The sequence below is a fragment of the Streptomyces polyasparticus genome, assembly GCF_014493765.1.
GTDB classification, from domain to species: domain Bacteria; phylum Actinomycetota; class Actinomycetes; order Streptomycetales; family Streptomycetaceae; genus Streptomyces; species Streptomyces polyasparticus.
Genome location: NZ_JACTVJ010000010.1, coordinates 384,365 through 410,005 on the forward strand (window position 1 = coordinate 384,365; position 25,641 = coordinate 410,005).

The window sequence follows — 25,641 nt, forward strand, 5'->3', positions numbered from 1 at the left end:
CCCCGCGATGAGCGAACGGCGGTACGAGGTGCGCTGCGCGGCACGACAGGTGTCCGCGCTGTTCGTGCTGCGGTGCGCCGCGTTGCTCGCGGTGGTGCTGTGGGCGCTGCCTCTGTGCGCGCATCCCGCTCATGCCCTCCGTGAGGCGGCCGCGGCCGAGTCCGTCTCCATGTCCGTCTCCGTCTCCGGGAGCATGCCGGGCTCCGCGGTCGATCCGAGCACCTCCGTACCGGCTCTCGGCCATGTCTGCCCGGACCTGGAGCACGGTGGCGGCGACGCCCACTGCCGTGCGTCGGCCGGGGCGCTCGCCACCACCGCCACCCCGGTCCCGTCCGCAGCGGCCCACGACGCGGTGGCGCTGCCGGCCGGCGAGGCCCTCCTCGTCCATCCCGTACGCGGCTCGCCAGGAGCGGATGCGCCCACTCCCGGTATCCATCAGCTGCAGGTCCAGCGGATCTAGACGGCCCTGTACGTGTGCCACGCCCCGGCCGCGTACCGCCGTGCCTCCGATCCGTATTGCTCCTGCTGTCCTCGGCGGACGGTGGGAGGACACCACCGCCGTGCCCGAAATGCCCGGCGGGGAGAAGGACTTGCCATGGGATCCAGCAACGCCAAGGCGCAGCGCGCCGACCGTCGCGCCAAGCTCGAGGAACTGCGCCGCGCCCAAGCGGCCCGCGAGCGCCGCAACCGCCTCATCACCGTGACCCTCAGCGGGGTCGTCGTCGCCGTGCTCATCGGCGGCGGCTGGTACATGGTGACCGCCGCGCAAGAACAGGACAGGGCCGAGGAGCGGGCGGCCGCCCAGCCGGTGAAGGGCGAGAAGACCTTCAAGGACCTCAGCCGGAACCACGTCACCACTCCGGTCGCCTACAAGATGTCCCCGGCGGTCGGCGGCGACCACGACCAGGCGTGGATGAACTGCAACGGCGACGTCTACACGCAGGAGATCGGCGAGGCGAACGCGGTCCACTCCCTGGAGCACGGCGCGGTCTGGATCACCTACAACGACAAGGCCGCACCCAAGGACATCAGCGCCCTCGAGGGCATGGTCGAGAACACCCCGTACACGCTGATGAGCCCTTACGCCGACCAGGCCTCACCGGTCACTCTGTCCGCCTGGGGCAAGCAGCTGCAGGTCGATTCGGCCGACGATCCGCGGATACGGACGTTCCTCGACCGGTACGTACAGGGCGAACAGACTCCTGAGCCGGGTGCCGCGTGCACTGGGGGGAAGTCCGCGTAAGTGCCGGTGGCCCCGGTCGCGGATGCGGCCGGGGCGCCTCACGCCGCGGGCGGGAAGGCGCCCTACAGGCAACCCTCGGGACCGGCCGCCGGCCACCGCTCCACACCCTCCGACGTGCGCACGTACACCGCGGACGGGTCGGCGGTGCGCCACAACTGCCAGTCGTCCAGACGGTATCCGCTGTCCTTCGCGTCGGCCGGCAGCACGGTGTCCCCGTCGTACGGGGAGGTGAGCATGGACCCGGGCAGGACGCGGTGCGGATCGCGGATGTACAGGGAGCGCTTCTGGCCCGAGTCCAGCTGCAGGAAGTGAGCCCGCTGCCAGTCGCAGTGCTCCGCGCCCTTGCTGCTGCTGATGAACGCGAGGGGGACGCGCCGGCCGTCGCGGTCCTGCCAGATCTCCTCGCCCCGGCCGTCGGTGAAGCTCTCCGGGAGCTCGGCGACATCGCAGTGGGCCGTCGTCTCCGGACCCCAGCCAGGACGCTTCGGCTGGTCCTTCGCGACGACCACCGCGATCTTCGTGCGGCCCTCCACGTCGTACGAGTACAGGACGCGGCCCTGTGCCTTGCGTTCCACCCGGTATCCCGTCTGCGGCAGGCCCGGCTGGTCCATCTCGAAGTAGAGGGCGAGCCCTTCCTCGGGGGTGTCGCCGCCGGCGTCGCCCCAGGTCTCGGCCCGGCCGCCCGACCTGACCTCCCAGTCGCACTCGAGCGCGCGGCCCGCCGAGCCGAGCGCCTCGACCGGCGTGAACGCGTCGTCCTCGTCCTCGTCGGTGACGTCGTCGGGCAGCAGGTTCAGCGGACCGTCATACGGCGAGGGCGGTGGCGAACCCTCGACGACCAGGTCGTCCGTGCCGGCACCGCACGAGGCGAGTGCCAGCGTCAGAAGCGTCACGGCAGCGCACAGCAGACGTCGTCCCATTCCCCACCCCGTTGTGATCGGTCGGCCAAGTGTGACCCGGATTCCCGTGATCGGGCTGCCGTGCGCGGCATTGCCTGACTAGAGTCAGAGAATGGATGCAGATTCGATCGCCCAAGTCCGTCGCTTCAACCGCACCGTCGGCGAACGCATCGGTGTGCTGCACGACCACTTCCTCGGTACGGACCGTCCCGTCGGCGAGGCGCGGCTCCTGTGGGAGGTCGGCGAGGAAGGGCGGGACGTGCGGCGGCTGAGGGACCGGCTCGGGCTGGACTCCGGATATGTGAGCCGGCTGCTGCGCTCACTGGAACGGGACGGCCTTGTCACCGTGGAGCCGCAGCGCCACGACCGGCGCGTGCGCACCGTGCGGCTCACGGCGGCCGGGCGCAAGGAGCGGGCTCTGCTCGACGAACGCAGCGACGAGCTCGCCGAGTTGATTCTCACTTCGCTCAACGAGAAGCAGCGCGCCCGGCTCACCGCCGCCATGTCCGAGGTCGACCGGCTGCTCACCGCGGGCACGGTGAGCGTGGAGGAGCTCGACCCGCGCCACCCGGACTCCGCGGCCTGCCTGCAGGCGTACTTCGACGAACTCGGCGACCGCTTCGAGGAGGGCTTCGACGCCTCGCTCAGCCTGGTGCCCGACGCCGGGGAACTCGGGCCCCCACACGGGGTGTTCGTGGTGGCCCGGCTGCACGGCGAGCCCGTGGGCTGCGGCGGCATTCAGTTCCACGAGGGCGAACCGCCGTACATCAAGCGCATGTGGGTGGCGAAGTCCGCGCGCGGCCTCGGGCTCGGCCGGCGGCTCCTGGCCGAACTGGAGGACCACGCGGTGCGCTCGGGCGCACGGAGCGTACGCCTGGAGACCAACAGGGAGTTGACGGAGGCCATCACGCTGTACCGCTCGGCGGGCTACGAGGAGGTCCCGGCCTTCAACGACGAGCACTATGCCCACCATTGGTTCGAGAAACGCCTGCACGGCTAGATTCTCTCCGCCTCGGCCGTGACGCCTCGGGTGCGGCGGGCTGCGACGCCCGAGGCCCGCGGGGGAATTGTCAGTGGCGGGTGACAGGATCGGCGGCATGGATCTCGTACGCACCACTCCGCCAAGGCCGTTGGACGTCGCCGTGGTCTTTCCCGAGATCGCTCCGCTGGCGCGCACCGCGATACGGCTGCACCCGCGTCCCGGGGCGCCGTCGGTACGGGACAGTTCGGTCGGGGGACCGTTGCTGTGGCCCGCGGACGAGCCGTGGCCGCACTGCGAGAGCACAGGGCACTGGGACAGTGGCTTCCGCGAGTACCCGGCAGCGGCTCGCCTCGAAAGACGCAGACTGGTGCGCCTGGCGCAGGACCCGGACGGCCCCGCGTACACACAGGAGGAGGCGGCAGCCAAGAAGCGCAATGACGCGATGCTCAGGGAGCGGCTCGACTCGGGTCCCGCGCCCGCGGAGTGCCCTGTGCCCCTGCTGCCCGTGGCTCAGCTGTATGTGCGTGACGTACCGCTGTTGCGGCCGCCCGGACAGGCCGATGTGCTCCAGGTGTTGTGGTGCCCGTACGACCATGAGCCGGAAGCCAAACCGTCGGCCGCGCTGATCTGGCGGTGCGCCGCGGAGGTCGGCGATGTTCTCGCTGTGCCGCCGGAGCCCTATGAGGCGGACTGGGGAGCCAGCTATGTGCCGGAACCCTGCGTGCTGGCACCGGAACAGATCACGGAATACCCCAACACCTTCGATCTGAGTCCGGAGTTGAGGACACTCGTCGAGGACTGGAGCAGATGGCAGGCAGCCGACGCCGGCCTGGACAGCTCGTACGAGGAGTGGCCCCACGAGTTCTACGACGCCGAGCTGGCCGACGCGCCCGGCTGGAAGGTCGGCGGCTGGCCCCCGTGGGGCCGTACCGACTCGAATCCGCGCTACTGCAGCGTGTGCGATGCCCCGATGGCGCCTCTGCTGGCCATCGCCTCGTCGGAATGGGACGGCGAGTCGGGCAGCTGGATACCGTACGAGGACCAAGGCGTCGCATCCGCCGGGCGCTTCGGCGCGTGGGACCCCGCGGCGCCGACGGGGATCCAAGTGGGCAGCGCCGACACCATGCAGCTGTACGTCTGCCCGGCATCACCGGAGCATCCGCACACCGACCTGATCCAGTGAGGTGCGGCGGGTGCCGGCGGGCGGGCCTAGGGGGCCGCCGGCTGCTGCTCCATCAGGCCCTTCTGCAGGTCCTCGGCGAGCATCCGCTTGGCGATCGTGTCGACGGCGGCGCGCAGTTCGGGGCCCGCCGGGCGGCCGATGTCGGCCTCCACCTGGTCGCCGAGCCAGTCCGACCAGGCCTTGCCGATGGTCTCGGCCTCGCGTTCGCCGGCCGCGGTGAGCGAGAGCAGACTGCCGTCGCGGGTCAGGAATCCCTCGTCGACCATGCGGTCGTACACCGGGAGCAGCACCTCCGGCGGCACCTTCTTCGTCCGGCCGATGAGGCCCAGGCTCGCGTGGCCCACCATCCGGTGCAGCAGCGACACCTGCATGACCGCCCAGGCGCCCGCCATGTCGAGGCGGGTGTCCGAGGAGGCGACGACCTGGCGGGCGTCCGCGAGGCCCTTCGTCTTGAAGACCTTGCCGACGGCGAGTTCGAGCAGCCGTTGGGAGTCCGCGTTGGCGGCCGGGGAGGAGAAGCCCTCGCCCATGTCGGCGGAGGAGGAGCGTGCGGAGTCCCGCAGCTTGACCTCCTTGAGGAACAGCGCGACCACGAAGCTGAGCAGCGCGACCGGCACGGTCCACAGGAACACCGACTGCACGGTCTCCGCGTAGCTCTGGATGATCGGTGCCGCCTGGTCGGGCGGCAGCCGGTGCAGGCCCTGTGGACTCTCGGCCGCCTTGGCGGCCACGGCGGGGTCGGCGCCCAACTGCGCCGCGGTCGTGATGCCTTCCTCGAGGTTCGGGCCCAGGGTGTTGGCGTAGATCGTGCCGAACACCGCCGTGCCGAAGGCGCTGCCGAGCGTACGGAAGAAGGTCACGCCCGAGGTGGCGGTGCCGAGGTCCGCGTAATCGACCGTGTTCTGGACCGCGATGGTCAGGACCTGCATGCACAGACCGATGCCGACGCCGAGCACGAACATGTACAGGGACTCCAGCCACGCGCTGGTGTCGGCCGACATCCGTGACATCAGGAACAGGCCGAGCGACATGACCGCCGAGCCGACGATGGGGAAGATCCGGTACCGGCCGGACTTGCTCACCACGTTGCCGCTGAAGATCGACGCGATCAGCAGGCCGAGCACGAGCGGCAGGGTGCGCACACCCGACACGGTCGCCGAATCCCCGTCCACGTACTGCAGATAGATCGGCAGGAACGTCATCGCGCCGAGCATCGCGAAGCCCACGATGAAGCTGAGCACCGAGCAGACGGTGAAGACGGGATTCGCGAACAGGCGCATGGGCAGCATCGGTTCGGCCGCCCGCGTCTCCACCACGGCGAACAGCGCGAGCGCCAGCGCGCCGCCCACGAACAGGCCGATGATGACGCCGGAGGTCCACGCGTACTCGTTGCCGCCCCAGCTCGTGGCCAGGATCAGCGCGCTCGCGCCGGCCGCGACCAGGCCGATGCCGAGGTAGTCGATCGCCGGTTTGGCCGCGGAGCGGACGCTGGGGATGGTGCGGGCGGCGGCGACCACCACGGCGATCGCGATGGGGACGTTCACGTAGAAGGCCCAGCGCCAGGACAGGTGGTCCGTGAACAGGCCGCCGAGCAGCGGTCCGATGACGGTCGAGACGCCGAAGACCGCACCGATCGCGCCCTGGTACTTGCCGCGTTCGCGCAGCGGGATCACATCGGCGATCAGCGCCATCGCGGTCACCATCAGGCCGCCCGCGCCGATGCCCTGGATGCCGCGGAAGAGCACCAGCATCAGCATGTTCCCGGCCAGGCCGCACAGGAACGAGCCGAGGATGAAGACGATCGCCGAGACCTGGAAGACGATCTTGCGGCCGAAGAGATCGCCGAACTTGCCGACCAGGACCGTCGAGACGGTCTCCGCGAGCAGATACGCGGTGACCACCCACGACATGTGCGCGCCGCCGCCGAGGTCCGAGACGATCGTCGGCAGCGCGGTGCCCACGATGGTCTGGTCGAGCGCGGCGAGCAGGACGCCCAGCATGATCGTCACGAAGACGATGTTCTTGGTCCGGTTGTCGAGCACCGGGGGCGCTGATGCCGGGGCGGGGGCCGGGGTCTCGGTCGTTGTGGTCACACCTGTCACTGTCGTTGCGGCGGCAGGCGGGTGCATGCGTGGTAGGCCGATCAGGCGATACGGGGGTCGTGCCGGCAACTGGGTCCATGCGGGCACCCGGGTCCGTGCGGGCCTACGGGTTCGTGCGCGCATACGGCGAAGGGGCCGGCGGGTCGGTCGCCCGTCGGCCCCTCGTGGCGGCTTCGTCAGTCCTTGGCGCGGTTGCGGCGGATCACCGTGAAGCCGACTCCCGCGAGCCCGGCCGCGGCCATGCCGCCGCCGAGGAGGAGCGCGGTGTCCTCGGCGCCGTGGCTCACCTGGGCACCGGCCTCGACCCCGCCCTTGGGTGTGGCCGGGTGCGAGACCTTGTTGTCGCCGGAGGGCGTGGTGCGGTGGTCGGGGTTCTTGCCGCCCTGGTCGAGGGACGAGGTGACGCGGCCGTCCGGCTGCAGGGTGACGGTCATCCCGTTGAGGTTGCCGCGGACGCTGTGCCCGTCGGCGTCCAGGGTGTCGTACTGGACGCCGTTCGCCCAGATCTCGGCCTGGTAGTGGCAGTCGGCCAGGCGGAACACCTTGGCGACGGACGTGCCGTCCGCGAGCCGCACATCACGTATGTGCTGGCGGGTCGGCTGCGGCTTCGGGGTGGGCTTCGGGTCGGCCTTGCGGGTCGCGGTGCCGTCGATGGTCAGCGTGAAGGTGCTGTCGCCGATCTTCGCCGTGGCGGTGTCGCCCGCGGCGTTCAGTGAACCCTGCAGCGAGCCGTTCAGGGAGAGGTCGGCCTTGGCCGACCTGGCCGAGACGTTGACCTGGATGTCCGCGGTCCAGCCGCCGCCGAGATCCTGGGTGCCCTTGGACTCCCAGCCGCCGACGACGGGGTCCTGGTTCTTGGTGGCGGTGGCCTCGCCGGTCGGGGCCAGTGTGAGGGTGTAGCCGTCGATCACGGTGGAGGCGGGGGTGCCGGAGGCGTCGAGCGAGCCGACGGGCGCGCCGTCACGCGTGAAGGTCGCGGAGGCGGAGTCCGCGGAGGCCTTGACGCGGACGTCGGCCACGAAGCCGCCGTCCAGCTGCTGCGGGCCGAGGACCTGCCACTCGTCGCCGCCCGGTGTGGGGACCTGGCCGTCCTGGCCGTCCGGGGTCTGTCCGTCGGGGGTCTGGTCGTCGGGGTTCTGCCCGCCCCGATCGGTGCCGTCGGGCGTGGTCCGGTCAGTCGGAGTCGTCGGCTCGGCGGAAGCGCCTCCGTCGGAAGCCGGCGCCGTGACTGCGGGGGCGGGAGCGGGAGCGGGAGCGGCGAAGGCCGCCGTGGGGACGGCGAGACCCGCCGCGACGACGGCGGTGAGGACGGTGGCACGGAGTGTGCGGCAGGTGACGCGCATGGTGGCAGGCGACTCTCTCGTAGCGGTGGTTCCCCAGGACCGCCCCCAGGGGCGGCTCTGCAGAAGACGCTACGAGCGCCATATTTACGTAGTCCGGAGGTTATGTAACGGAACGCCCGATATCGGGCCGCGATCCTTCATCCAGGACAGAAGTCCAGGTCAGAGGTCCCTGGAGAGGCCGTAGAGAGGTCGTAGAGAGGCCTTGGAGAGCCCCTGAAGAGCCCCTCGGGCGCTTCAGTCCGCATGAATCGCCGCCTCGATCTCCTCCTTCAGCGCGCGCCGCGCCGCCGCCCGCCCGTGCGGCGTCTCGATCACCACGCGGTGCAGCACGCCCGTCCATGGATACGGCGGCCGGTATCCGTCCTCGACCGGGAGCCCTCGGTCGCGGCCGACGCACAGCCCCGTACCGCCGTGCTGGAAGGTGAACGGAAAGGGCCCGCCGAGCGCGCAGCTCGCCACGTCCCTGTCGTCCACGAGCAGGGTGTACGTGCCCGCCGCGGCGTCGAAGCGCACCCCGAGCGACGCGCGGCCGGCCGTGAGCGGTTCGGGTGCCACGACCCGGTCCAGGTCGCCGGCGCGCGAGCAGGCGAACACCAGCCGCCCGCGGTCGTCCGCGTACAGGACGAAACCGCCGGTCAGATCCCCGAGCGCGCACAGCACCCCGGCCGCGCCCGCCGCAGGCACCTCCGCGTCCGCGGTCAGTGTGAACCCGCCGAACAGCAACGGAAGCGCTTCGTCGTGCACCGGAGAGCCGCCGGGCAGGTACTCCCCGCGGTCGGGCAGCGGCCAGGCAGGGCCGATCATCGCGCTCAGCCGTTCCTGCATCCGGTCGTCCAGCGGAAGCACCTGGTTCGCGGCCGCCTCCGCATCCCAGCGCGGCGCCAACTCCCTTACGGCGTCGGGATGTTCGTCGGCCACGTCGTGCGCCTCGGCGAAGTCCTCGTCGAAACGGAACAGCGACCAGCGGTCGGCCGTGAAGTCCCGGCTGCCGGGCAGCAGCCGCTCCTCGTCGGCCACCCCGTGCGAGACATGGTCGGTGGTGGCCTTCCAGCCGTCGTGCACGATCGACCGGGACCCCAGCATCTCGAAGTACTGCGTGCCGCGCGGGGCCGGCGCCGCGGGGTCCTCGAACACGCCGATCAGGCTGCGGCCGTCGAATGGCTCCTGCGCCACGCCGTCCACCTGCGGGGGCCGCTCCACCCCGCAGGCGTCGAGGATCGTCGGCATCAGGTCCACGGCGTGTGCGAACTGCCCGCGCAGCGCGCCCTGTTCGCGGATCCGCCGCGGCCAGTGCGCGATCAGCGGCGCCCGGGTGCCGCCCAGCCAGGTGTAGCGCTTCCACAGCCGCAGCGGCGTATTGCCCGCCCAGGCCCAGCCCCACGCATAGTGCGGATACGTGGCGGGCCCGCCCCAGTCCTCGAACGCGGCGAGATTGGCCTCGACGGTGTCGCCCGCGCGGGCCGTGAAGCGGTGCTCGTTGGGTGTGCCGAGCTGTCCGCCCTCCGCGCTCGCCCCGTTGTCGGAGAGCAGCAGCACCAAGGTGTTGTCCAGGCGCCCGATCCGCTCCAGGAAGTCCAGGAGCCGGCCGATCTGGGCATCGGTGTGGGACAGGAAGCCCGCGTACACCTCCTGCATACGGGAGAACAACCGCTGCTGGTCCGCCGGGAGTTCACGCCAGTCGGGGATCCACGGCGGACGCTCGGACAGGGTGGTCCGCGCGGGCACCACTCCGGCCGCCACCTGGCGGGCGAAGGTCTCCTCGCGCCAGCGCTCCCAGCCCTGGTCGAAACGGCCGTGATACCGCGCGATCCACTCGGGTGCCACGTGGTGCGGGGCGTGCATGGCGCCGAGCGGGAAGTACAGGAAGAACGGCTTGTCCGGGGTCGCCTGATGCTGGTCGAGGATCATCCGGATCGCGCTGTCCGCGAGGTCCTCGCTGAGGTGGTAGCCCTCGTCGGGGCCCGCGGGCGGTTCGGTGTAGTGGTTGTCGCGGACCAGGTGCGGCGCCCAGTGGTTCGTGTCGCCCTGCAGAAAGCCGTAGTACCGCTCGAAGCCGTAGCCGAGCGGCCAGCGGTCGAAGGGCCCGGACGCGGTGCGCTCCCAGCGCGGGGTCAGATGCCACTTGCCGACGGCGAGTGTCGAGTACCCGGCGTCGCGCAGGACGCGGGGGAGCGGCGCCGCGGATTTCGGCAGCCGTGCCGTGTAGCCCGGATGGGCGATCGGCAGATCGACCAGGAAACCCATGCCCACGGCGTGGTGATTGCGGCCGGTCAGCAGGCTCGCCCTGGTCGGGGAGCACATCGCGGTGACATGGAAGCGGTTGAACCGCAGCCCGCCCGCCGCCAGACGGTCCAGGTGCGGGGTGTCCATGTCGGATCCGTAGCAGCCCAGTTGGGCGAAGCCCAGATCGTCGAGAACGATCACCACGACGTCGGGGGAGCCGGGGGCGGGACGCGGAGCGCTCTCAGGCCGGTGCACGGCGGCAGTGTGCGGTGTGGCGTGCGACATGACAAGGGCCATGGCGGGACGGGCGTGTCACCGGTTCGGCCCAGTTGAACTGGGGGCCGACCCGGGGCCCGGGGAGATGGTGAGTGCACGCATCTCGCGCACCTCAACACCACAGAAGGGTCCTCCCATGGCGACGATCTGCAGACCGGCGGTCTCCGTACCCGAGCATGTGATCACCATGGAGCAGACCCTCGATCTGGCCCGCGAGGTGCACGCCGACCACCCCCAACTCGACCTCGCCCTGCGGCTGATAGAGAACACCGGGGTCAAGGAGCGGCATATCGTCCAGCCCATCGAGGAGACGCTGCGCCACCCCGGATTCGAGACCCGCAACGCCGTCTACGAGGCCGAGGCCAAGCGGCGCGTGCCCGAGGTCATACGCAGGGCGCTCGCGGACGCCGAACTCCGCGCCCAGGACATCGACGTGATCATCTACGTCTCCTGCACCGGCTTCATGATGCCCTCCCTGACGGCCTGGCTGATCAACCGCATGGAGTTCCGCAGCGACACCCGCCAGATCCCCATCGCCCAGCTCGGCTGCGCCGCGGGCGGCGCGGCCGTCAACCGGGCCCATGACTTCTGTACGGCCTATCCGACGGCCAATGCGCTGATCGTGTCCTGCGAGTTCTGCTCGCTGTGCTACCAGCCCGCCGACCTGGGCGTCGGCAATCTGCTCTCCAACGGACTCTTCGGCGACGGCATCGCGGCCGCGGTCGTCCGTGGCACCGGAGGAACCGGCATCACCCTGGAGCGCAACGCCTCCTACCTGGTGCCCGACACCGAGGACTGGATCTCCTACCAGGTCCGCGCCACCGGCTTCCACTTCCAGCTCGACAAGCGCGTGCCCGGCACCATGGAGCCGCTCGCGCCCGCGCTGAAGGAGATCGCGGGCCAACACGGCTGGGACGCCGCGCAGTTGGACTTCTACATCATCCACGCCGGCGGGCCGCGCATCCTCGACGACCTCAGCAAGTTCCTCGGCGTCGCCCCCGAGGCCTTCCGTTTCAGCCGGGCCACGCTCACCGAGTACGGCAACATCGCCAGCGCCGTCGTCCTGGACGCGCTGCGCCGGATGTTCGACGACGGCGGCGCCCACGAGGCCGCCACCGGCATGCTCGCCGGCTTCGGTCCCGGGATCACCGCCGAGATGTCCCTGGGACGGTGGTCGCGATGACGACGGTCACAGGGCTGCCCGCCGTACGGGACTGGCCTGCGCCCGAGCTGAAGGGCACCGAATTCGACCCGGTGCTCGCCGAGTTGATGCAGGAGGGGCCGGTCACCCGGATCCGTCTGCCGCACGGCGAGGGCTGGGCGTGGCTGGTGACGCGGCACGAGGACGTCAAGGCGGTCACCAACGATCCGCGCTTCAGCCGGGCCGCCGTCATGGACCGCGACGTCACCCGCCTCGCGCCCCACTTCATCCCGAGCAAGGAAGCCGTCGGTGTCCAGGACCCGCCGCACCACACCACCCTGCGCCGTGCGGTCGCCCCGGCGTTCACCAGCAGGGGAGTGGAGCGCCTGCGGACCCGGGCCCAGGCGATGCTCGACGAGCTGATCGAGCCGCTGCTCGCCGAGGGCCCGCCCGCGGACCTCACCGAACAGGTCCTCGCCCCGTTCCCGCTGGCCGTGGTGTGCGAGGTCATGGGCGTCCCGGAGGCCGACCGGCCCCGTATGCACGACTGGACCGTACGCATCCTGTCCTCGGCCGAGGGCGCGGAGCGCAGCGAGGAGGCCAAGCGCGCGATGTGCGGATACTTCGCCGAGCGGCTGCGCGCCGAGCCGGCCGGCGAGGACGTCACCAGCCTGCTCGCCGCCGCCGTTCACCGCGGTGAGATCAGCGAGTCGGAGGCGGTGGGCCTGGCGCTGCTCATCCAGATCGGCGGCGAAGCGGTCACCAACAACACGGGCAACATGATCTATCTGCTGCTCAGCCGCCCCGGACTGTGGGACCGGCTGCGCACGGAGCCCGCGCTGCGACCCGGTGCCATCGACGAGCTCCTGCGCTACATCCCGCACCGCAACTCCGTGGGCCTGTCCCGTATCGCCATGGAGGACGTCACCGTCGCCGGGGTCGAGATCGCGGCCGGCGACGCGGTCTACGTCTCCTACCTGGCGGCGAACCGCGACCCGGAGGTCTTCCCCGACCCCGACACCATCGACTTCACGCGCTCGCCCAACCCGCATGTGGCGTTCGGGCACGGACCCCACTACTGCGTGGGCGGGATGCTCGCGCGCCTGGAGTCGGAGCTGATCATCGGCACGCTGCTCGACCGACTTCCGGACCTCGCGCTCGCGGTCCCCGAGGACGAACTGCGCTGGCGCCCCGGTGCGTTGATCCGCGGGCCCGAGGGATTGCCGGTGACCTGGTGACGGCGGCCCTGCCGCGCGACGGACTGCTCGTGCCGGCCGGCGAGGGCCGCACCGTCCAGGTCCCGGCCCACGAGGTCACCTTCAAGGTCACCGGCGAACACTCCAGCGTCGCCTCCAGCTTCGAGGTGGTCGTGCCGCCCGGCTTCGACGTGGGGGCCCATCTGCACACCCGCAGCGAGGAGTTGTTCTACGTCCTGGAGGGCGAGCTGGACATCCTCGCGTTCGAACCGTTGGTCCGTACGCCCGACGACTGGCGCGACTGGCGTTCGCTCAGCGGCGCCGGGACGGTGCGGGCGACAGCCGGCACGGTTGTCGTCGTGCCGCCCGGCTGCCCGCATGCCTTCGCCAACCGCACGGACACCCCGGCGAAGATGTTCTTCCAGGCCTCTCCGCCGCCCGACCACGAGCGCTACTTCGAGGAACTCCTCGAACTCCTGCGCTCGGGAGAACCGGTGGACGACAACGCCGTCGCGGAGCTGCGGGCACGCTACGACATCCAGCAGCTGACCCCGCTGCGGCACGCGGCCCCTGATCCGGACCGGCCACGAGAGCAACGGGGCGCACTCAGAACCTGATCCGCGCCTCGATCGGCAGATGATCGCTCCCGGTGTCGGGCAGCGTCCGTACGCCGGCCACGCGGGCGCCGCGGGCGAGCACCTGGTCGATCCGGGCGACGGGCAGCGAGCTCGGCCAGCTGAACGCGAACCGCTCGTCGGGCGCGTCGAGCCGGCCGAGGACCGGGTCCAGACCGCGGTCGTCCGTGGTGCTGTTGAGATCGCCGAGCAGCAGCACCCGCTCCAGCGGTTCCGCGGCGAGCGCCTCGCCCAGCAGCCGGGCACTCGCGTCCCGCAGGTCCGTGCCGAAGCCGGTGGCGCGGAACCGTACCGACGGCAGATGCGCCACGTACACGGCCGTCTCCCCTTGCGGCAGCCGCGCGGTCGCCCGCAGCCCCCGGTCCCAGCCCGGCGGGATGCCGGGCGGACGGATGTCCACCCGGCGCACCTCGCTCAGCGGATGGCGCGACCACAGGTCGACGGTCCCGCTGTACGCATGGTGCGGATAGGTCTCCTTCAGTACGCCGCGGAACACCTTGCGCGCGGCCGGTGTCACTTCCTCCAGGGCGATCAACTCGGCCTGGCTGTCGCGCAGTTGGCGGGCCACCCGGGCGGGTGCGGTATGGGTGTCGCTCACGTTGTGCTGCACCACTGTGACGTCGTACGCCTCCTCGCCCGGCCAGCCGGCGAAGACCTCCAGCCAGACCAGGACCGGAACCAGGGCCGCGGCCGCCGTGGCGGGGGAGCGGCGGACCAGCGCCGCGAGCAGCACGGGCACGACCACGAGGCCGAGCCACGGCCGGAACGTCTCGACGAAACTCCCCAGCCGCGGACCGGCATTGGGCACCACCGCGGGGACGGCGATGGCCAATGCCGTCACCAGGCACAGCAGCGTGAGGAGCGTGGTGGCGCGGCCCGGACGGCGCACCAGGGTGCGCCAGTCGATCCGGCGGGCACGCGCTATGACGCTGGAGTCCATCGCGTGATCCTAAAGGCTGGACCTGCGGCGCCCGCCGGGGCCGCCCACCGCGGGGTCAGTCCTGTGCGGGAGCCGGTGCCAGACCCGCCTCGACCAGGCCCGCGTACACCGCCTGCTGCACGGCCTGCGCCGCCGACTGGGGCCGCACCATCACTGTGAACTCCTTGATCTTCCCCTCCTCGTCGAACTGCAGCAGGTCCATCCCGTGCACCTGCTTGCCGTCGACGACCGTACGGAAGAGCAGGACCTCGGCCGGAGCGGTCCCGTCGTCCGTGTTCGTACGGGCTTCGCCCGCCAGCTCGCCTACGTAATGGAAGTCCTCGAAGGTGCGCAGCAGCACCCCGAAGAGCCCGAGCACCATGTCCCGGCCCTCGAAGGGACGGAACTTCACCGGGCTGTAGAGCCGGGCGTCCTCGGTGAACAGCTCCTTCAGGGCGGCGAGATCGCCCGCCTCGACGGCGGCGCGGAACGGGGCCGACTGGGCCATCAGATCCTCCATGCTCCCGTGGTACTCACGGATAGGAATAGTCAGATTCTTGAGTATCATGGCGAGCGCCGGCAGCGACAGAGGGAGAGAGGGAGCGATATGGCCCTGCGTCATGCGGTGCTCGCGGCACTGCTCGACGAGGAGTTGAGCGGCTACCAGCTCGCCAAGTCCTTCGATCTGGGCGTGGCCAACTTCTGGCACGCGCTGCCCCAGCAGCTGTACGCCGAGCTCGCCAAGCTGGAGGCGGACGGGCTCGTGTCCGGCCGCGAGGTGGTGCAGGAGACCCGGCCCAACAAGCGGCTCTTCAAGGTCACCGACGAGGGCCTTGCCGAGCTGGAGCGCTTCGCCGAGTCCTCCGCCAAGCCCTCGATGCTGCGCGACGACCTGGCGGTCAAGGTGCAGTCGAGTGATCTCGTGGACACCGCGGCGGTGATCGTCCAGCTGCGGGAGCGTGCGGAGTTCGCCCGGGCCAAGATCGCGCTGTTCGAGTCGCTGCTGCTCAAGTTCCGCGGGGAGCGGTCCGAGGAGGCGTACCTGCGCGAGGGCGAGCGCATCGGCCCGTATCTGACCTGCCTCGGCGGTCTGGTCTTCGAGCGGGGCTATCTGGAGTGGTGCGAGCGGATCGCCGGGATTCTGCAGGCACGCAGGGACGGGGGAGAGGCATGAGCGGGACCACGCACGAGGACAAGGGGCCGATCGCGTACGAGCGCTACGTGGCGCTCGGCGACAGCCAGACCGAAGGGGTCGGCGACGGCGACGACAGCAGCGGACTGCGGGGCTTCGCGGACCGGCTCGCCGAGCAGCTCGCCGGCCTCAACGGGCAGCTCCTGTACGCCAATCTGGCCGTACGGGGGTATCTGGCCGGGCAGGTCCGCGAGCGGCAGTTGGACGCGGCCCTGGCGCTGAAGCCCGATGTGGCGACGGTGGTGGCCGGTGTGAACGATCTGCTGCGGCCCAAGTTCGACGCCGACGAGGTGGCGGGCCACCTGGACGCGATGTTCGCCGCACTCACCGCGCAGGGCGCGCGGGTGGCGACCGTGACCTTTCCGGACGTCGGCCGCATCATCCCGCTGGCCCGTCCGCTGGGCGGCCGGGTCCTGGCGCTCAACGCGGGGGTACGGGAAGCGGCGCGGCGCCACGGCGTCCTCGTGGCCGAGACCAGTGGGCACGAGGTCGTCACGGACGCCCGGCTGTGGAGCGCGGACCGGTTGCACGCCAGTCCGCTCGGCCACGAACGGATCGCCGCCTCGCTCGCCCAGGCTCTTGCGCTTCCCGGCAGCAGCGACGCGTGGACGCGGCCGCTGCCGCCGCTGTCGGTTCCGGCCGGCGGCTGGGCCACGGAGCTGCGGTGGGCGGCGGGCTTCCTCGGGCCGTGGCTCGGGCGGCGGCTGCGCGGCAGGTCCTCGGGGGACGGCCGCGTGGCCAAGCGGCCGGAGCTCCTGCCCGTGACGTGAACTGCCGCTACCCGGTGTCCAGTCGACCGCCCCCGTCAGGCCGCAGCGGCGGCCAGGGCGGACGGTGATGCGGCGGCAGCGCTTCCAGCGCGCGGCCCACCGAGGAGTGCATCGGCAGCACTTCAGCGCTGCCCGTCCCGGCCAGCAGTACGGCGAGCCGGCGGCCGACCCCCGCGAGCAGCAGCAGGCCCTGGCGGCGCTGCAGCAGCCAGCTGATCGCGAGCAGGCAGTTGAGCCCGCGTGAGTCGCAGAAGACCAGGGCTGTCACATCGAGGACGACATGGTGGCGTCCGGCCTCGATCACGGCGCCGAGGGTGCGCAGGAAGAACTCCTCGCCGGACTGGTCGAGTTCCCCGCTCACCCGCAGGACCGCGCTGTCCTCGCCCCAGGCGAGTTCCGTGATCGTCAGATGTGGCTGTTCTGATGGGGTCGGCATGCCACCTCGTTCCGGGGCTCGGACGGGGTGAGCTGCGGGTTCCCCGTCCAGAAGGAACCATTCCCCCAGCTGCGCCGGTACGCACCACCGCGCGGAGAACCCGTTTGCCCGCGCCGATCAAGGTTGAGAGGCTCGAAGCCTATGACTGGCACCTTCGCCGCGTACGACGGCACGAAACTCGCCTACCACGCGCAGGGCAGCGGTCTTCCGCTGATCTGCCTGCCCGGCGGTATGCAGGCCTCCGCCTACCTCGGGGATCTCGGCGGCCTCACCGGGCACCGCCAGGTCATCACCCTGGATCTGCGCGGCACCGGCGACTCCGCGACACCGGAGGATCCGGGGACCTACCGCTGCGACCGGCTCGTCGACGACGTCGAGGCGCTGCGCGAGCACCTGGGCCTGGACCGGTTCGACCTGCTCGGCCACTCGGGCGGAGCGAACCTCGCGAACCTGTACGCGGCCCGGCACCCCGACCGCATCGCGCGTCTGCTGCTCCCCACGCCGAGCACGTTCGCCGTAGGACTGCCGCCGAGCGGCGACGACCGCCGGGCCTCCGTGCTGCGGCGCCGTACGGAGCCCTGGTTCGACCAGGCGTACGCGGCCTTCGAGACCATCGCGGCAGGGGAGGCGACCGCCGAGCACTGGGCGGCCATCGCGCCGTTCAGCTACGGGCGTTGGGACGATGCGGCCCGCGCGCACCACGCACTCGAGGCCACTCAGCGCAACATGGAGGCGATGGCCGTCTACGGCAGCGAGGGTGCCTTCGACCCGGACGCGACCCGTGCGGCACTGCGCACCCTGCGGGCCCCGGTGCTGCTGCTCGCCGGCGAGGTCGACCCGGGCGCCCCGCCCGCCGCGGTGCGGAACTTCGCCGCGCTGTTCCCGGACGCCACCTACGTGGAGCAGGCCGGCGCCGCCCATTACCCGTGGCTCGACGACCCGGCGCGGTTCGTCGCCGCCGTATCCGACTTCCTCCTCTAGGGAGCTGCCACGCATGTCCCTCAGCCCTGCACTCGACGCACGCATCGCCCGTCTCCGCGCACTCGCCGAAGCCGACGCACGCCTCGCAGGAGTCCTCCTGTACGGATCGTGGACCCTGGGCGAGGCCGATGAGCACTCGGACATCGAGGCCTATCTCTACATCGAGGACGCGCATCTCGACGCTTTCGACGGGAAGGCCTTCCTCGCTCAACTGGCCCCGCTGGAGCTCGCGTACACGAACATGTACGGCATCCTCGCGGTGGTCTTCGACGACCTGATGCGCGGCGAGTTCCACCTGGGAAGCGGCGAGCACCGGCATCGACGAGGTCCCCGGCTGGGCGGGCACGGTGTACTTCCCCCACCCGGACAAGGCCGTGCTGCTCGACCGCACCGGTCGGCTCACCGAGGCCGCCCGCGCCCTCGTCGCCCCCAGCGTGTCGGAGCCCGCGATCACCGCGCAACAGCGCATCGACGAGCTCACCAACTGGACGCTCGCCCTCGCCCACGTACTCGACCGCGGTGAACTGGCCCGCGCGCATGCCCTGTTGACGAACATGGTCGCTCCCCAGCAGCTCCAGCTGCTGCGCGTCCTGCAGGAGAGCACCACCCACTGGCTGAGCCCGAGCCGCGCTCTCGAACAGGACCTGCCGGCCGAGCACGTCGCCCGCTATGCGGCGACCACGGCCTCGATGGCGGAGCACGCCCTGCGCGCCGCGGCCCGCAGCAGCTGGGCCTGGTCCCGCGAACTGTCCGCGCAGGCCGCCGGGCGGTGGGGCTGCAGAGTCCCCGCATCGCTGCATGAAAAGATCGCTGATCGGCTGAACGCGCAGAGTTGATACGGAAGACGGGGGCCCGGATGCTGAGCACCACGCAGGCGATCGACCTGGCGGAGGAATCCGCAGGGCGATTCGTGACGGCCGTCGGCAGGCTCGGCGAGGAGGAGCTGCGGGCGCCGGCGCTGCTGCCGGGCTGGACGCGCGCCGACGGGATCGCGCATGTGGCGCAGGCCCTCGGCGCGTACGTGCGCATCGTGAGCGGAGTGAGTGGTTCCGAGCGGATCACCGCCGCGTATCGTCGCCCCGTGGAGGACACGGCCGCCCTGCCCGGTCCCGACCTCGTGCGCGAACTGCGCGAAGGTGCAGAGGAGTTCGTCGCCCTGGCGCGGTCCCTATCCGCCGGGCAGTGGAAGCGCGAGGTCACCTCGGCGGGCGGCTGGCAGCACACCGCGCACTACACGCTCCTTCGCTGCCTGCGCGAACTCGAAACCCACCACACGGACCTGGGCATCGGCTACGGGCACGACAACTGGCCGCTCCCGTACGCCCACTGGGCCCTCGACGACACCCTCACGACGCTGCGCACTCGGGAGTTCCCGGTGGCGGCGGTCCAGGCCACCGACCTCTCCGTACGGTGGAAGGTCGCGCCGCACGGTCCCGAGGCCACCGGACCGTCCCGACTGCTCCTCGCCTGGCTCGCGGGCCGCGCCCCCGCCCGGGAACTGGGCCCGGATCCCCTGCCCTCGCCACCGCCCTGGCCGCAGCCGCCGGCCCAAGTCTGAGAACGCGCGGCGCCCCCTCGCGCTGCGTCCCCGCCCCAGGACGGCGATCACCTCGGCGCGTCACCCCGCAGGAGCAGGGCCGCCGGCGCCAGGGCGTCGCCGCGCGCCGATGAGATGTCGAGCCCGGTGAGCTCGGCGATCCGCGCAAGACGTGGCCGCCCGCGCCCGACGGGCCCTTCACCATCGCGATCCGCGGGTACGGGCCCGGACCGTCGGTCCTCGACGGTTCATGGAGCCTGCCGGCATCGAGAGCCTGCCTTTGCACCCCCGCCTGCGCCCCGACGCCGGGCACGCACTCTCGGCGCACGGCGCACGGCGCACGGCGCACGGCGCCCCAGGACAGGTGGCTCCGCCACATGACCTGTGACGCCGCACGCCGAGAGCACCCACCGAACGCCGCTGCGCCGCGCTTCGCGCGAACGACGGGGGTTCGAAGACAGGCTCTGAGCTTCGCCACCTGAGCAGCCGCTCGAAGGCGGGCACTCACTGCTCGCGCGGCAGCGTCTCGCCCGTCTCGAGGAGCGTCTTCAGGTCGGAGATCAGATGCGGCCAACCGCCGCTGATCATCTGCTGCAGGGTGCTGCCGGGCCCGAATCCGTCGTGGACGACGGTCAGTTTCACGATCTCGCCCTGCTGCTCCAGGTCGAAGGCCACCTTGGAGCGCGGCTCGGCCGCCAGCTTCGCGTAGGTGTTCTCGTCGACGTCCACCGCCTTCGCCCACTCGGGCGTGAAGGTGTGCCAGGTGTACGAGAGCCGCCGGTAGGGATCGGCCTCGAGGACCACCTGCGCCGGGTCCGGGCCCGACAGGCCCTGGCCCTCCCAGGTGACGGGGGAGCCCGGCGTCCAGTCGGAGCGCAGGGAGACGCCCCAGTAGCGGCTGGTGAACGCCGGGTCGGTCAGGCCCTGCCAGAGCTTCTCGGGCGTCGTACGGATGTAGGTCGTGTACACGAACGCGTCGCTGTCCATGGGGGAGTGCTCCAGTGCTGTCTTGAGATCGGTGAGCGCCTGGACCCGCGCGCGGTCGTAACGGCTGATCCAGCGATCGGCGATCGCGTTGATCGGTTCGGCGTTGAGGTAGTGGAGCTTTTCGCGCCCCTGCTTCACCGCCGTGACCAGATGGGCCGCTTCCAGGAGGGCGAGGTGCTTGCTCACCGACTGGCGCGCCATGTCGAGGCCCGCGCACAGCTCGCGCAGGCTCTGCCCGTTGCGGGCGTTGAGGCTGTCGAGCAGGCGGCGTCTGCTGGGATCCGCCAGTGCTTTGAAGACCTCGTCCATGGTTGTGCTCCGACCCCCGGTCCATATGCAGCCATCCGGCTGCATAAAAACGATAGGCAGCCGTTTGGCTGCATGTCAAGGTGGGCGCCGCTCGCGCAGGGACCAGCGACTTTGCTTACGGGTCGGCGGGCCTTGCTGCGGACCGGGCCGGGCTCTAGAAGGTCGGCTCGTCCCGTACGGGAGCGAAGAAGCGCTCCACATCGGCTGCCGTCACCGATGCCAGATCGGCCGGGGTCCACTTCGGGGACCGGTCCTTGTCGATCACCTGGGCGCGCACGCCCTCGACCAGATCGGGCATCGTCACGGCGGCGCACGAGACGCGGAACTCCTGGACCAGGACCTCTTCCAGGGTGCTCAACTCCCGTGCCCGGCGCACCGCTTCGAGGGTCACCTTCAGCGAGGTGGGCGACTTCGACTGGAGCGTGACCGCCGCCTCCTTCGCGGCCGGCACCCCACTGCCGAGGAGACGTTCCAGGATGTCCTCGACGCTGTCCGCCGCGTAGCACGCGTCGATCCACTCGCGGGCCGCGGCCAGCTCGCCCTCGGGGGCGGGCTGCGCCCAGCGCTCGACCGCCACGTGCGCGGGCAGCCGCGCGAGATCCTCCCGCAGATGCGGCAGCAGCGCGGAGGGGACGAAGTGATCGGCCAGACCGCAGAGCTGCGCGTCCGTCGCCCCGACCGCCGCACCGGTCAGCGCCAGATGCGTGCCGAGCAGGCCGGGGGTGCGGGAGAGCAGATACGTGCCGCCCACATCCGGTACGAAGCCGATGGTCGTCTCCGGCATGGCGACGCGCGAGCGTTCGGTGACGACGCGCAGCGCGCCGTGCGCCGAGAGCCCGACACCGCCGCCCATCACGATGCCGTCCATCAGGGCCACGTACGGCTTGGGGTAGCGGGCGATCCGGGCGTTGAGGCGGTACTCGTCGCGCCAGAACGCGGCCGAGGCGGTGCCGCCCGCCTTCGCGTCGTCGTGGATGGCGCGGATGTCGCCGCCCGCGCAGAGCCCGCGCTCGCCGGCTCCCGACAGGACGACGGTCGCGACCGAGGAATCCGTCTCCCATGCGCTCAGCGCGGCGTCGATGGCGCCGACCATCGCGTGGTCGAGCGCGTTGAGCGCGCGGGGCCGGTTCAGCACGATGTGGGCGGCGCGGCCCTCGGTCCGCAGCAGAACGTCGTCGGTCACGAGGGTGCGCCTTTCGCCGGTGGAAGATCTTCGTCCACCGTAACGCCGGTGGCCCGGCACCATCGCCGGGCCACCGCGTGCATCAACGATCAGCAGTGCATCAGTGCAGTGGAACAACAGAGCAGCGGTACAGCCTCACAGGTCGGTCGCGATGATCCTCTCGATGTTGCGCTCGGCGAGCGCGGTGATGGTGACGAACGGGTTCACGGCCGTGTTGCCCGGGATCAGGGCGCCGTCGATGACGTACAGGCCCGGATAGCCGTGCAGACGGCCGTAGTTGTCGGTGGCTTTGTTCAGGACCGCGCCGCCCAGCGGGTGGTAGGTGAGATGGTCGCCCCAGACCTTGTTGGAGCCGAACAGGTCGGTGCGGTAGATCGTCCCCTCCTTGCTGTTGATCTTGTCGAAGATGGTCTTCGCCATGTTGATCGAGTCCTGCTTCCAGGCGCGCTGCCAGGACAGGTCGACCTTCTGTGTCGTGGGGTTGTACGTGAACTCGGCCCGCCGGGTGTTCTTCGTGATGGACAGATAGAACGAGGCGAAGGTCTCGATCCCCGTCGGCAGGGGCGCGACCTCGGCGAAGGCACCCCCGGCATCCCAGTTGTCGATGCCCGAGCACGGGATCGTGGACTGCACATCGCCTGTCGGATCCCATACGTGGTTGGCGCGGCCGACCATGACGTTGCCGTTCTCACCCCAGCCTTTGCCGACCTCGGCGTTGAGCTGGGGGAGTGCGCCCGTGGCCTTCAGCTTCACCAGGAGCTTGCTGGTGCCGACGCTGCCGGCCGCGAAGAACACCTTGCCCGCCTTCACCGTCTTGGTGGCCACGGTGGCGCCGCTCGTGTTGATCTGCCGGAGGGTGAGCGCGTAGTCGCCGCCGGTCGCCGGGGTGACCGAAGTGACCTCGTGCAGCGGCGAGATGGTGACCTTGCCGGTGGCCTTGGCCTGGGCGAGATAGGTCTTCGGCAGGGTCTTCTTGCCGTAGTTGTTGCCGTAGAGGATCTCCTGGGCGAGCGCGGACTTGGGGACCGTGCCGTTGTCCTCCGCCTCCATGTACGCCCAGTCGTATACGTCCGGGACGAACGTCCAGGCGAACCCTGAGCGTTGGGCATGCTTGCGCCCTACACGGGAGTACTGGTAGTACGACGTCCGCTCGAACCAGTCGGGGTTGATGAGGCCCACGCCGAGGCCGGAGTTGGCCCTGGGGTAGTAGGTGTTGTACATCTCGTCGGCGTTCACCGACGGGAGCACCGAGGCGAAGTGCTGGCGGCGCGGCGTCACGGCCATACCGCCGTTGACCAGGGATCCGCCGCCGACGCCGCGGCCCTGGTACACGGAGATCCCGGCGAAGTCCTCGGCGTCCAGGATCCCGGCGAACTTCGGGACGTCCTTGTCGATCGGGAAGCCGAGGAAGTTGCTGATCGGCGCTTTCGTCCTGGTGCGCATCCAGAACGAGCGGTAGTCGGGGCTGGTGACCTTCGGGTGGATCTTTCCGTCCGGGCCGGCGGGCGCGGCGTCCCAGTCCTGGCCCATCTCGACCATGTGCACGTCGATGCCGGCCTGGGCCAGGCGCAGTGCCGCGACCGAACCGCCGTATCCGGTGCCGATCACGATGACCGGAACCCGTCCGCCGTCGGGGATGTCCGCCGCGGCCATCGGACGGGCGAGCGCCGCGGTGGCCTGAGAGGACAGGGCCGCGGCGCCGAGGATAGAACCTGTTCCAGCGAGGAGTCTTCGACGGGAAATCCCGTCAGAACCGTTGGCACGCTTGGGTGTTGAGTGCATGTGATCTTCCTCACCTTCTGTGGGGTGAGGACAGGTTCTACTGTTACCGGCTCGTAAAGTCACGCCAAACCGATAGGTAACTTCTGTCCGATCTTGTGGCGGCCTCGGTCCGCCGTCCCGTACGCCCGGAAGAAACCGGAACGCCCCGCAGTCGGTTCAGTCGCTCAGCCGGCGCACCTTGAGGATGTTGTTGGCGCGGGTCATCACCCGGCCGTCGGCGAGCGTCACCTCGTGCTCGTAAAGGCGCTCGGTGCGCACTTCCCACTGGCAGTGGTTCAACTGCATCCCCGCGAGCACCTCTTGGGTGCTCGGGAAGTGCACATCGGGGTGCGGGCCCGGTTCCCAGGACGGGAAGCCGGTGTGGTCGACGACGAGCAGGGTGCCGCCGGGGGCGACGGTCGCGGCGGCGGTGCGCAGGATCTCGTCGCGGGGCAGGGCGATCAGCGACTGCAGGAAGTGCGCCGAGACCAGGTCGAAGGAGTCGCGTTCGCCCGCGGGCGCCGGGAAGCTCTCGGCGAGGTCATGGCGCTGGAAGTCGATACGGTCGGCCACGCCCGCCTGTTCGGCGTGCCGGGCGGCACGTTCCAGTGCCACGGCGGACACGTCGGTGGCCGTCACCCGCCAGCCCTGGCGCGCCAGCCAGATCGCGTCGCCGCCTTCGCCGCAGCCCAGGTCCAGGGCGTGGCCCGGCGAGAGGTCCTGTGTCTCCGCGACCAGTTCGGCGTTGGGGCGGCCGCTGAAGAGCCGCTCGCTCTGCCGGTAGCGGCCGTCCCAGAACTCCTGGGCGCTCGGCTGCTCCTCGCCGGTCGTGGTGGTGTGGGTGTCGGTCATCGTCCGGGCCCTTCCGCTGGGGTGCGCGTAGGGCCACGGTGCGCCCGATCTCGACGGCGGTGCAAAGTCCGTTGCCGGAACGGCAAATCTTCCCGATCGCGGCGAGGGACTTTGGACCCTGTCATTGGGGGACCTTTGCGGGTCCGAAACCCCCTGCGGTCTCCATAGCCTGGCGGCACAAGCGGTGCCCCGGTCCGGGGGGTGACCAAGTGTGCGAAGGGGGAGAGGGCGTCCGTGCGTTTTCATTTCGGGCTGCGCGTCGTGGGGTACCGGCCTGATGAGGAGGGCCCGCTGTGCGGTGTGCGCATCGACTCGGTCCCGAACGGCCCGTACTACTGCGGCGAACGCAAGATGGCCGTGCGCTGCGCGGCTCATACGCACCAGGGCGCGCGCAGGTCCGCGCGCAGGGAGCCCGCTTCCCGCTGAGCCGTCACTGCTGCAGGGGCGAGATCCGGCCATCCGTATGACGATGGTCCAGTGAACGAAGCGCACACAGGCGCCCGCACCGAGCGCCCCCTCGACAAGAGCGACGTCCCCGCCTGGCTCCGGCTGCGCGGCGACATCGAGGCGGTCGACCGCACCGGTCACCACCACGACGCCGACGATCTCGCCGAGGAACTGGCCGACCCCAAGCTCGACCTGGCCAAGGACACGCTGGCCGTGTTCGACGGCGACGAGCTCGTGGCGTACGCCGTCCTTCACACGCCCGAGGGCGCCGTGGACGCGGCCCGTTTCGACGGGGACGCGGGAGTGCACCCGGCGTGGCGGCGCGAGGGCATCGGTACACGGCTCGTGGACTTCCTCGACCGGCGCGCCAAGGAGCTGCACACCGAACGATTCGCGCCACTGGAAGGCCGCCTGATGATCACCGGCAAGTCCGGTGACGAGAACCTCCAGGCGCTCACCGACGCGCTCGGTTTCACGCCCGAGCGCTACTGGTTCGAGATGGTCCACCCGCTGCGGCACGACCGCCCCGAACCGGTCCCCGCACCCGAGGGCCTCAGGATCGTCCCGTACGACGAGAGCCTGGAGGAGGCGACCCGTCTCGCGCACAACGACGCGTTCCGCGACCACTGGAACTTCACGGTCATGGACGAGACGGACTGGCGCACCTGGGTCACGGGCTCGCGCTCCTTCCGCCCGGAGATGACACGGCTCCTGGTCGACGGCGACCAGGTGGCGGCCTATCTGATCGCCGAGGAGTCGGAGGCCGACACCGAGGCCTTCGGCGTACGCGACTGCCACGTGGGCTACCTCGCGACGCGCCGCGCCTACCGGGGGCGTGGAGCGGCACCCGCGCTGATGGCGGCCACCCTCGAGGCCGCGTACGGGGCCGGATACGACACGGCCTCCCTCACCGTGGACACGGTGAACCCGTCCGGCGCGCTCGGGCTCTACGAGCGGCTCGGGTACACGGTGGCGCGGGAGTTCGTGACGTACGGGCGGACGCTGGACTGAAGCCGGCCGTAGGGCCCGGTCGACTGCCGGGCC

25 protein-coding genes are annotated in these 25,641 nt (G+C 70.8%); 14 read left to right on the forward strand and 11 right to left on the reverse strand.

What is annotated here, in order from left to right:
- Window positions 1–7: 7 nt before the first annotated feature.
- Together H9Y04_RS21200 and H9Y04_RS21205 are read left to right on the forward strand one after the other, a co-directional pair.
- Entirely contained in the window at window positions 8–460 is a 453-nt protein-coding gene (locus H9Y04_RS21200) for a hypothetical protein (RefSeq protein WP_187815517.1), read from the forward strand.
- A 135-nt stretch (window positions 461–595) separates the two neighbouring features.
- Window positions 596–1,243, forward strand: a complete 648-nt coding sequence (locus tag H9Y04_RS21205; protein WP_187815518.1) for a thioredoxin-like domain-containing protein — start codon at window positions 596–598, stop codon at window positions 1,241–1,243.
- A gap of 62 nt (window positions 1,244–1,305) precedes the next feature.
- Here the strand turns inward: H9Y04_RS21205 and H9Y04_RS21210 are convergent, their stop codons facing one another.
- On the reverse strand, window positions 1,306–2,163 hold the full coding sequence (locus H9Y04_RS21210) for a hypothetical protein (protein ID WP_187815519.1): 858 nt from the start codon (window positions 2,161–2,163) through the stop codon (window positions 1,306–1,308).
- 91 nt (window positions 2,164–2,254) lie between these two features.
- Between H9Y04_RS21210 and H9Y04_RS21215 the strand changes: the two genes are divergently transcribed.
- A complete protein-coding gene (locus H9Y04_RS21215) occupies window positions 2,255–3,142 on the forward strand; it encodes a bifunctional helix-turn-helix transcriptional regulator/GNAT family N-acetyltransferase (protein WP_187815520.1) in 888 nt (295 codons plus the stop codon).
- 97 nt (window positions 3,143–3,239) lie between these two features.
- Window positions 3,240–4,307, forward strand: coding sequence for a hypothetical protein (locus H9Y04_RS21220; RefSeq protein ID WP_187815521.1), 1,068 nt, complete (start codon window positions 3,240–3,242; stop codon window positions 4,305–4,307).
- Window positions 4,308–4,333: 26 nt separating this feature from the next.
- Here H9Y04_RS21220 and H9Y04_RS21225 read toward each other — a convergent pair whose 3' ends face one another.
- The 3 genes from H9Y04_RS21225 to H9Y04_RS21235 all read right to left on the reverse strand — a co-directional run bounded on the left by H9Y04_RS21225 (window position 4,334) and on the right by H9Y04_RS21235 (window position 10,230).
- On the reverse strand, window positions 4,334–6,400 hold the full coding sequence (locus tag H9Y04_RS21225) for an MDR family MFS transporter (RefSeq protein WP_308801054.1): 2,067 nt from the start codon (window positions 6,398–6,400) through the stop codon (window positions 4,334–4,336).
- A 185-nt stretch (window positions 6,401–6,585) separates the two neighbouring features.
- A complete protein-coding gene (locus H9Y04_RS21230; protein WP_187815523.1) occupies window positions 6,586–7,752 on the reverse strand; it encodes a hypothetical protein in 1,167 nt (388 codons plus the stop codon).
- 234 nt (window positions 7,753–7,986) lie between these two features.
- On the reverse strand, window positions 7,987–10,230 hold the full coding sequence (locus H9Y04_RS21235; protein WP_308801055.1) for an arylsulfatase: 2,244 nt from the start codon (window positions 10,228–10,230) through the stop codon (window positions 7,987–7,989).
- Between the two features lie 157 nt (window positions 10,231–10,387).
- On the opposite strand from H9Y04_RS21235, the gene H9Y04_RS21240 reads away from it, so the two are divergent.
- Genes H9Y04_RS21240 through H9Y04_RS21250 form a run of 3 tightly spaced genes read left to right on the forward strand, consistent with a single transcriptional unit; the run spans window position 10,388 to window position 13,205 of the window.
- Window positions 10,388–11,434 (forward strand): type III polyketide synthase, encoded by a 1,047-nt coding sequence (locus tag H9Y04_RS21240; RefSeq protein ID WP_187815525.1) that lies wholly within the window; start codon window positions 10,388–10,390, stop codon window positions 11,432–11,434.
- A complete protein-coding gene (locus H9Y04_RS21245) occupies window positions 11,431–12,630 on the forward strand; it encodes a cytochrome P450 (protein ID WP_187815526.1) in 1,200 nt (399 codons plus the stop codon). The genes H9Y04_RS21240 and H9Y04_RS21245 overlap by 4 nt, the downstream gene beginning before the upstream one ends.
- The gene (locus H9Y04_RS21250) at window positions 12,624–13,205 is read left to right on the forward strand and encodes a cupin domain-containing protein (RefSeq protein WP_214661453.1); all 582 of its coding nucleotides are present in this window, start codon (window positions 12,624–12,626) and stop codon (window positions 13,203–13,205) included. Before H9Y04_RS21245 ends, H9Y04_RS21250 begins: the two co-directional genes overlap by 7 nt.
- Here the strand turns inward: H9Y04_RS21250 and H9Y04_RS21255 are convergent.
- Both H9Y04_RS21255 and H9Y04_RS21260 read right to left on the reverse strand, forming a co-directional pair.
- Window positions 13,195–14,163, reverse strand: a complete 969-nt coding sequence (locus tag H9Y04_RS21255) for an endonuclease/exonuclease/phosphatase family protein (protein WP_187815527.1) — start codon at window positions 14,161–14,163, stop codon at window positions 13,195–13,197. The two genes, H9Y04_RS21250 and H9Y04_RS21255, sit on opposite strands and share 11 nt — an antisense overlap.
- A 55-nt stretch (window positions 14,164–14,218) precedes the next feature.
- Window positions 14,219–14,662 (reverse strand): nuclear transport factor 2 family protein, encoded by a 444-nt coding sequence (locus H9Y04_RS21260; RefSeq protein ID WP_438818126.1) that lies wholly within the window; start codon window positions 14,660–14,662, stop codon window positions 14,219–14,221.
- Window positions 14,663–14,749: 87 nt separating this feature from the next.
- On the opposite strand from H9Y04_RS21260, the gene H9Y04_RS21265 reads away from it, so the two are divergent.
- On the forward strand, window positions 14,750–15,316 hold the full coding sequence (locus tag H9Y04_RS21265) for a PadR family transcriptional regulator (RefSeq protein ID WP_187815528.1): 567 nt from the start codon (window positions 14,750–14,752) through the stop codon (window positions 15,314–15,316).
- Window positions 15,313–16,104 (forward strand): SGNH/GDSL hydrolase family protein, encoded by a 792-nt coding sequence (locus H9Y04_RS21270; protein WP_187815529.1) that lies wholly within the window; start codon window positions 15,313–15,315, stop codon window positions 16,102–16,104. Before H9Y04_RS21265 ends, H9Y04_RS21270 begins: the two co-directional genes overlap by 4 nt.
- Window positions 16,105–16,111: 7 nt before the next feature.
- On the opposite strand, the gene H9Y04_RS21275 is transcribed toward H9Y04_RS21270, so the two are convergent.
- Entirely contained in the window at window positions 16,112–16,540 is a 429-nt protein-coding gene (locus H9Y04_RS21275; RefSeq protein WP_187815530.1) for an STAS domain-containing protein, read from the reverse strand.
- A gap of 141 nt (window positions 16,541–16,681) precedes the next feature.
- Here H9Y04_RS21275 and H9Y04_RS21280 point away from each other — a divergent pair, with 141 nt between their 5' ends.
- From H9Y04_RS21280 to H9Y04_RS21290, 3 genes are all read left to right on the forward strand, one after another.
- Window positions 16,682–17,521, forward strand: a complete 840-nt coding sequence (locus H9Y04_RS21280; protein WP_187815531.1) for an alpha/beta fold hydrolase — start codon at window positions 16,682–16,684, stop codon at window positions 17,519–17,521.
- Window positions 17,522–17,868: 347 nt separating this feature from the next.
- Window positions 17,869–18,357 (forward strand): hypothetical protein, encoded by a 489-nt coding sequence (locus H9Y04_RS47780; protein WP_308801056.1) that lies wholly within the window; start codon window positions 17,869–17,871, stop codon window positions 18,355–18,357.
- Between the two features lie 20 nt (window positions 18,358–18,377).
- Window positions 18,378–19,079 (forward strand): maleylpyruvate isomerase family mycothiol-dependent enzyme, encoded by a 702-nt coding sequence (locus tag H9Y04_RS21290; RefSeq protein WP_187815532.1) that lies wholly within the window; start codon window positions 18,378–18,380, stop codon window positions 19,077–19,079.
- Between the two features lie 483 nt (window positions 19,080–19,562).
- On the opposite strand, the gene H9Y04_RS21295 is transcribed toward H9Y04_RS21290, so the two are convergent.
- From H9Y04_RS21295 to H9Y04_RS21310, 4 genes are all read right to left on the reverse strand, one after another.
- The gene (locus H9Y04_RS21295; RefSeq protein WP_187815533.1) at window positions 19,563–20,354 is read right to left on the reverse strand and encodes an ArsR/SmtB family transcription factor; all 792 of its coding nucleotides are present in this window, start codon (window positions 20,352–20,354) and stop codon (window positions 19,563–19,565) included.
- Window positions 20,355–20,508: 154 nt separating this feature from the next.
- Window positions 20,509–21,537, reverse strand: coding sequence for an enoyl-CoA hydratase/isomerase family protein (locus H9Y04_RS21300; protein ID WP_308801057.1), 1,029 nt, complete (start codon window positions 21,535–21,537; stop codon window positions 20,509–20,511).
- A 135-nt stretch (window positions 21,538–21,672) separates the two neighbouring features.
- On the reverse strand, window positions 21,673–23,319 hold the full coding sequence (locus H9Y04_RS21305; protein ID WP_187815535.1) for a GMC oxidoreductase: 1,647 nt from the start codon (window positions 23,317–23,319) through the stop codon (window positions 21,673–21,675).
- Window positions 23,320–23,475: 156 nt separating this feature from the next.
- Window positions 23,476–24,150 carry a class I SAM-dependent methyltransferase gene (locus H9Y04_RS21310; protein ID WP_187815536.1) on the reverse strand — a complete coding sequence of 225 codons (675 nt, stop codon included), beginning with the start codon at window positions 24,148–24,150 and terminating at the stop codon, window positions 23,476–23,478.
- 234 nt (window positions 24,151–24,384) lie between these two features.
- Between H9Y04_RS21310 and H9Y04_RS21315 the strand changes: the two genes are divergently transcribed.
- Both H9Y04_RS21315 and H9Y04_RS47955 read left to right on the forward strand, forming a co-directional pair.
- Entirely contained in the window at window positions 24,385–24,576 is a 192-nt protein-coding gene (locus H9Y04_RS21315; RefSeq protein ID WP_187815537.1) for a hypothetical protein, read from the forward strand.
- A gap of 51 nt (window positions 24,577–24,627) precedes the next feature.
- Window positions 24,628–25,608: a GNAT family N-acetyltransferase gene (locus H9Y04_RS47955; protein ID WP_187815538.1), complete on the forward strand. Its 981-nt coding sequence runs from the start codon at window positions 24,628–24,630 to the stop codon at window positions 25,606–25,608.
- Window positions 25,609–25,641: the final 33 nt, after the last annotated feature.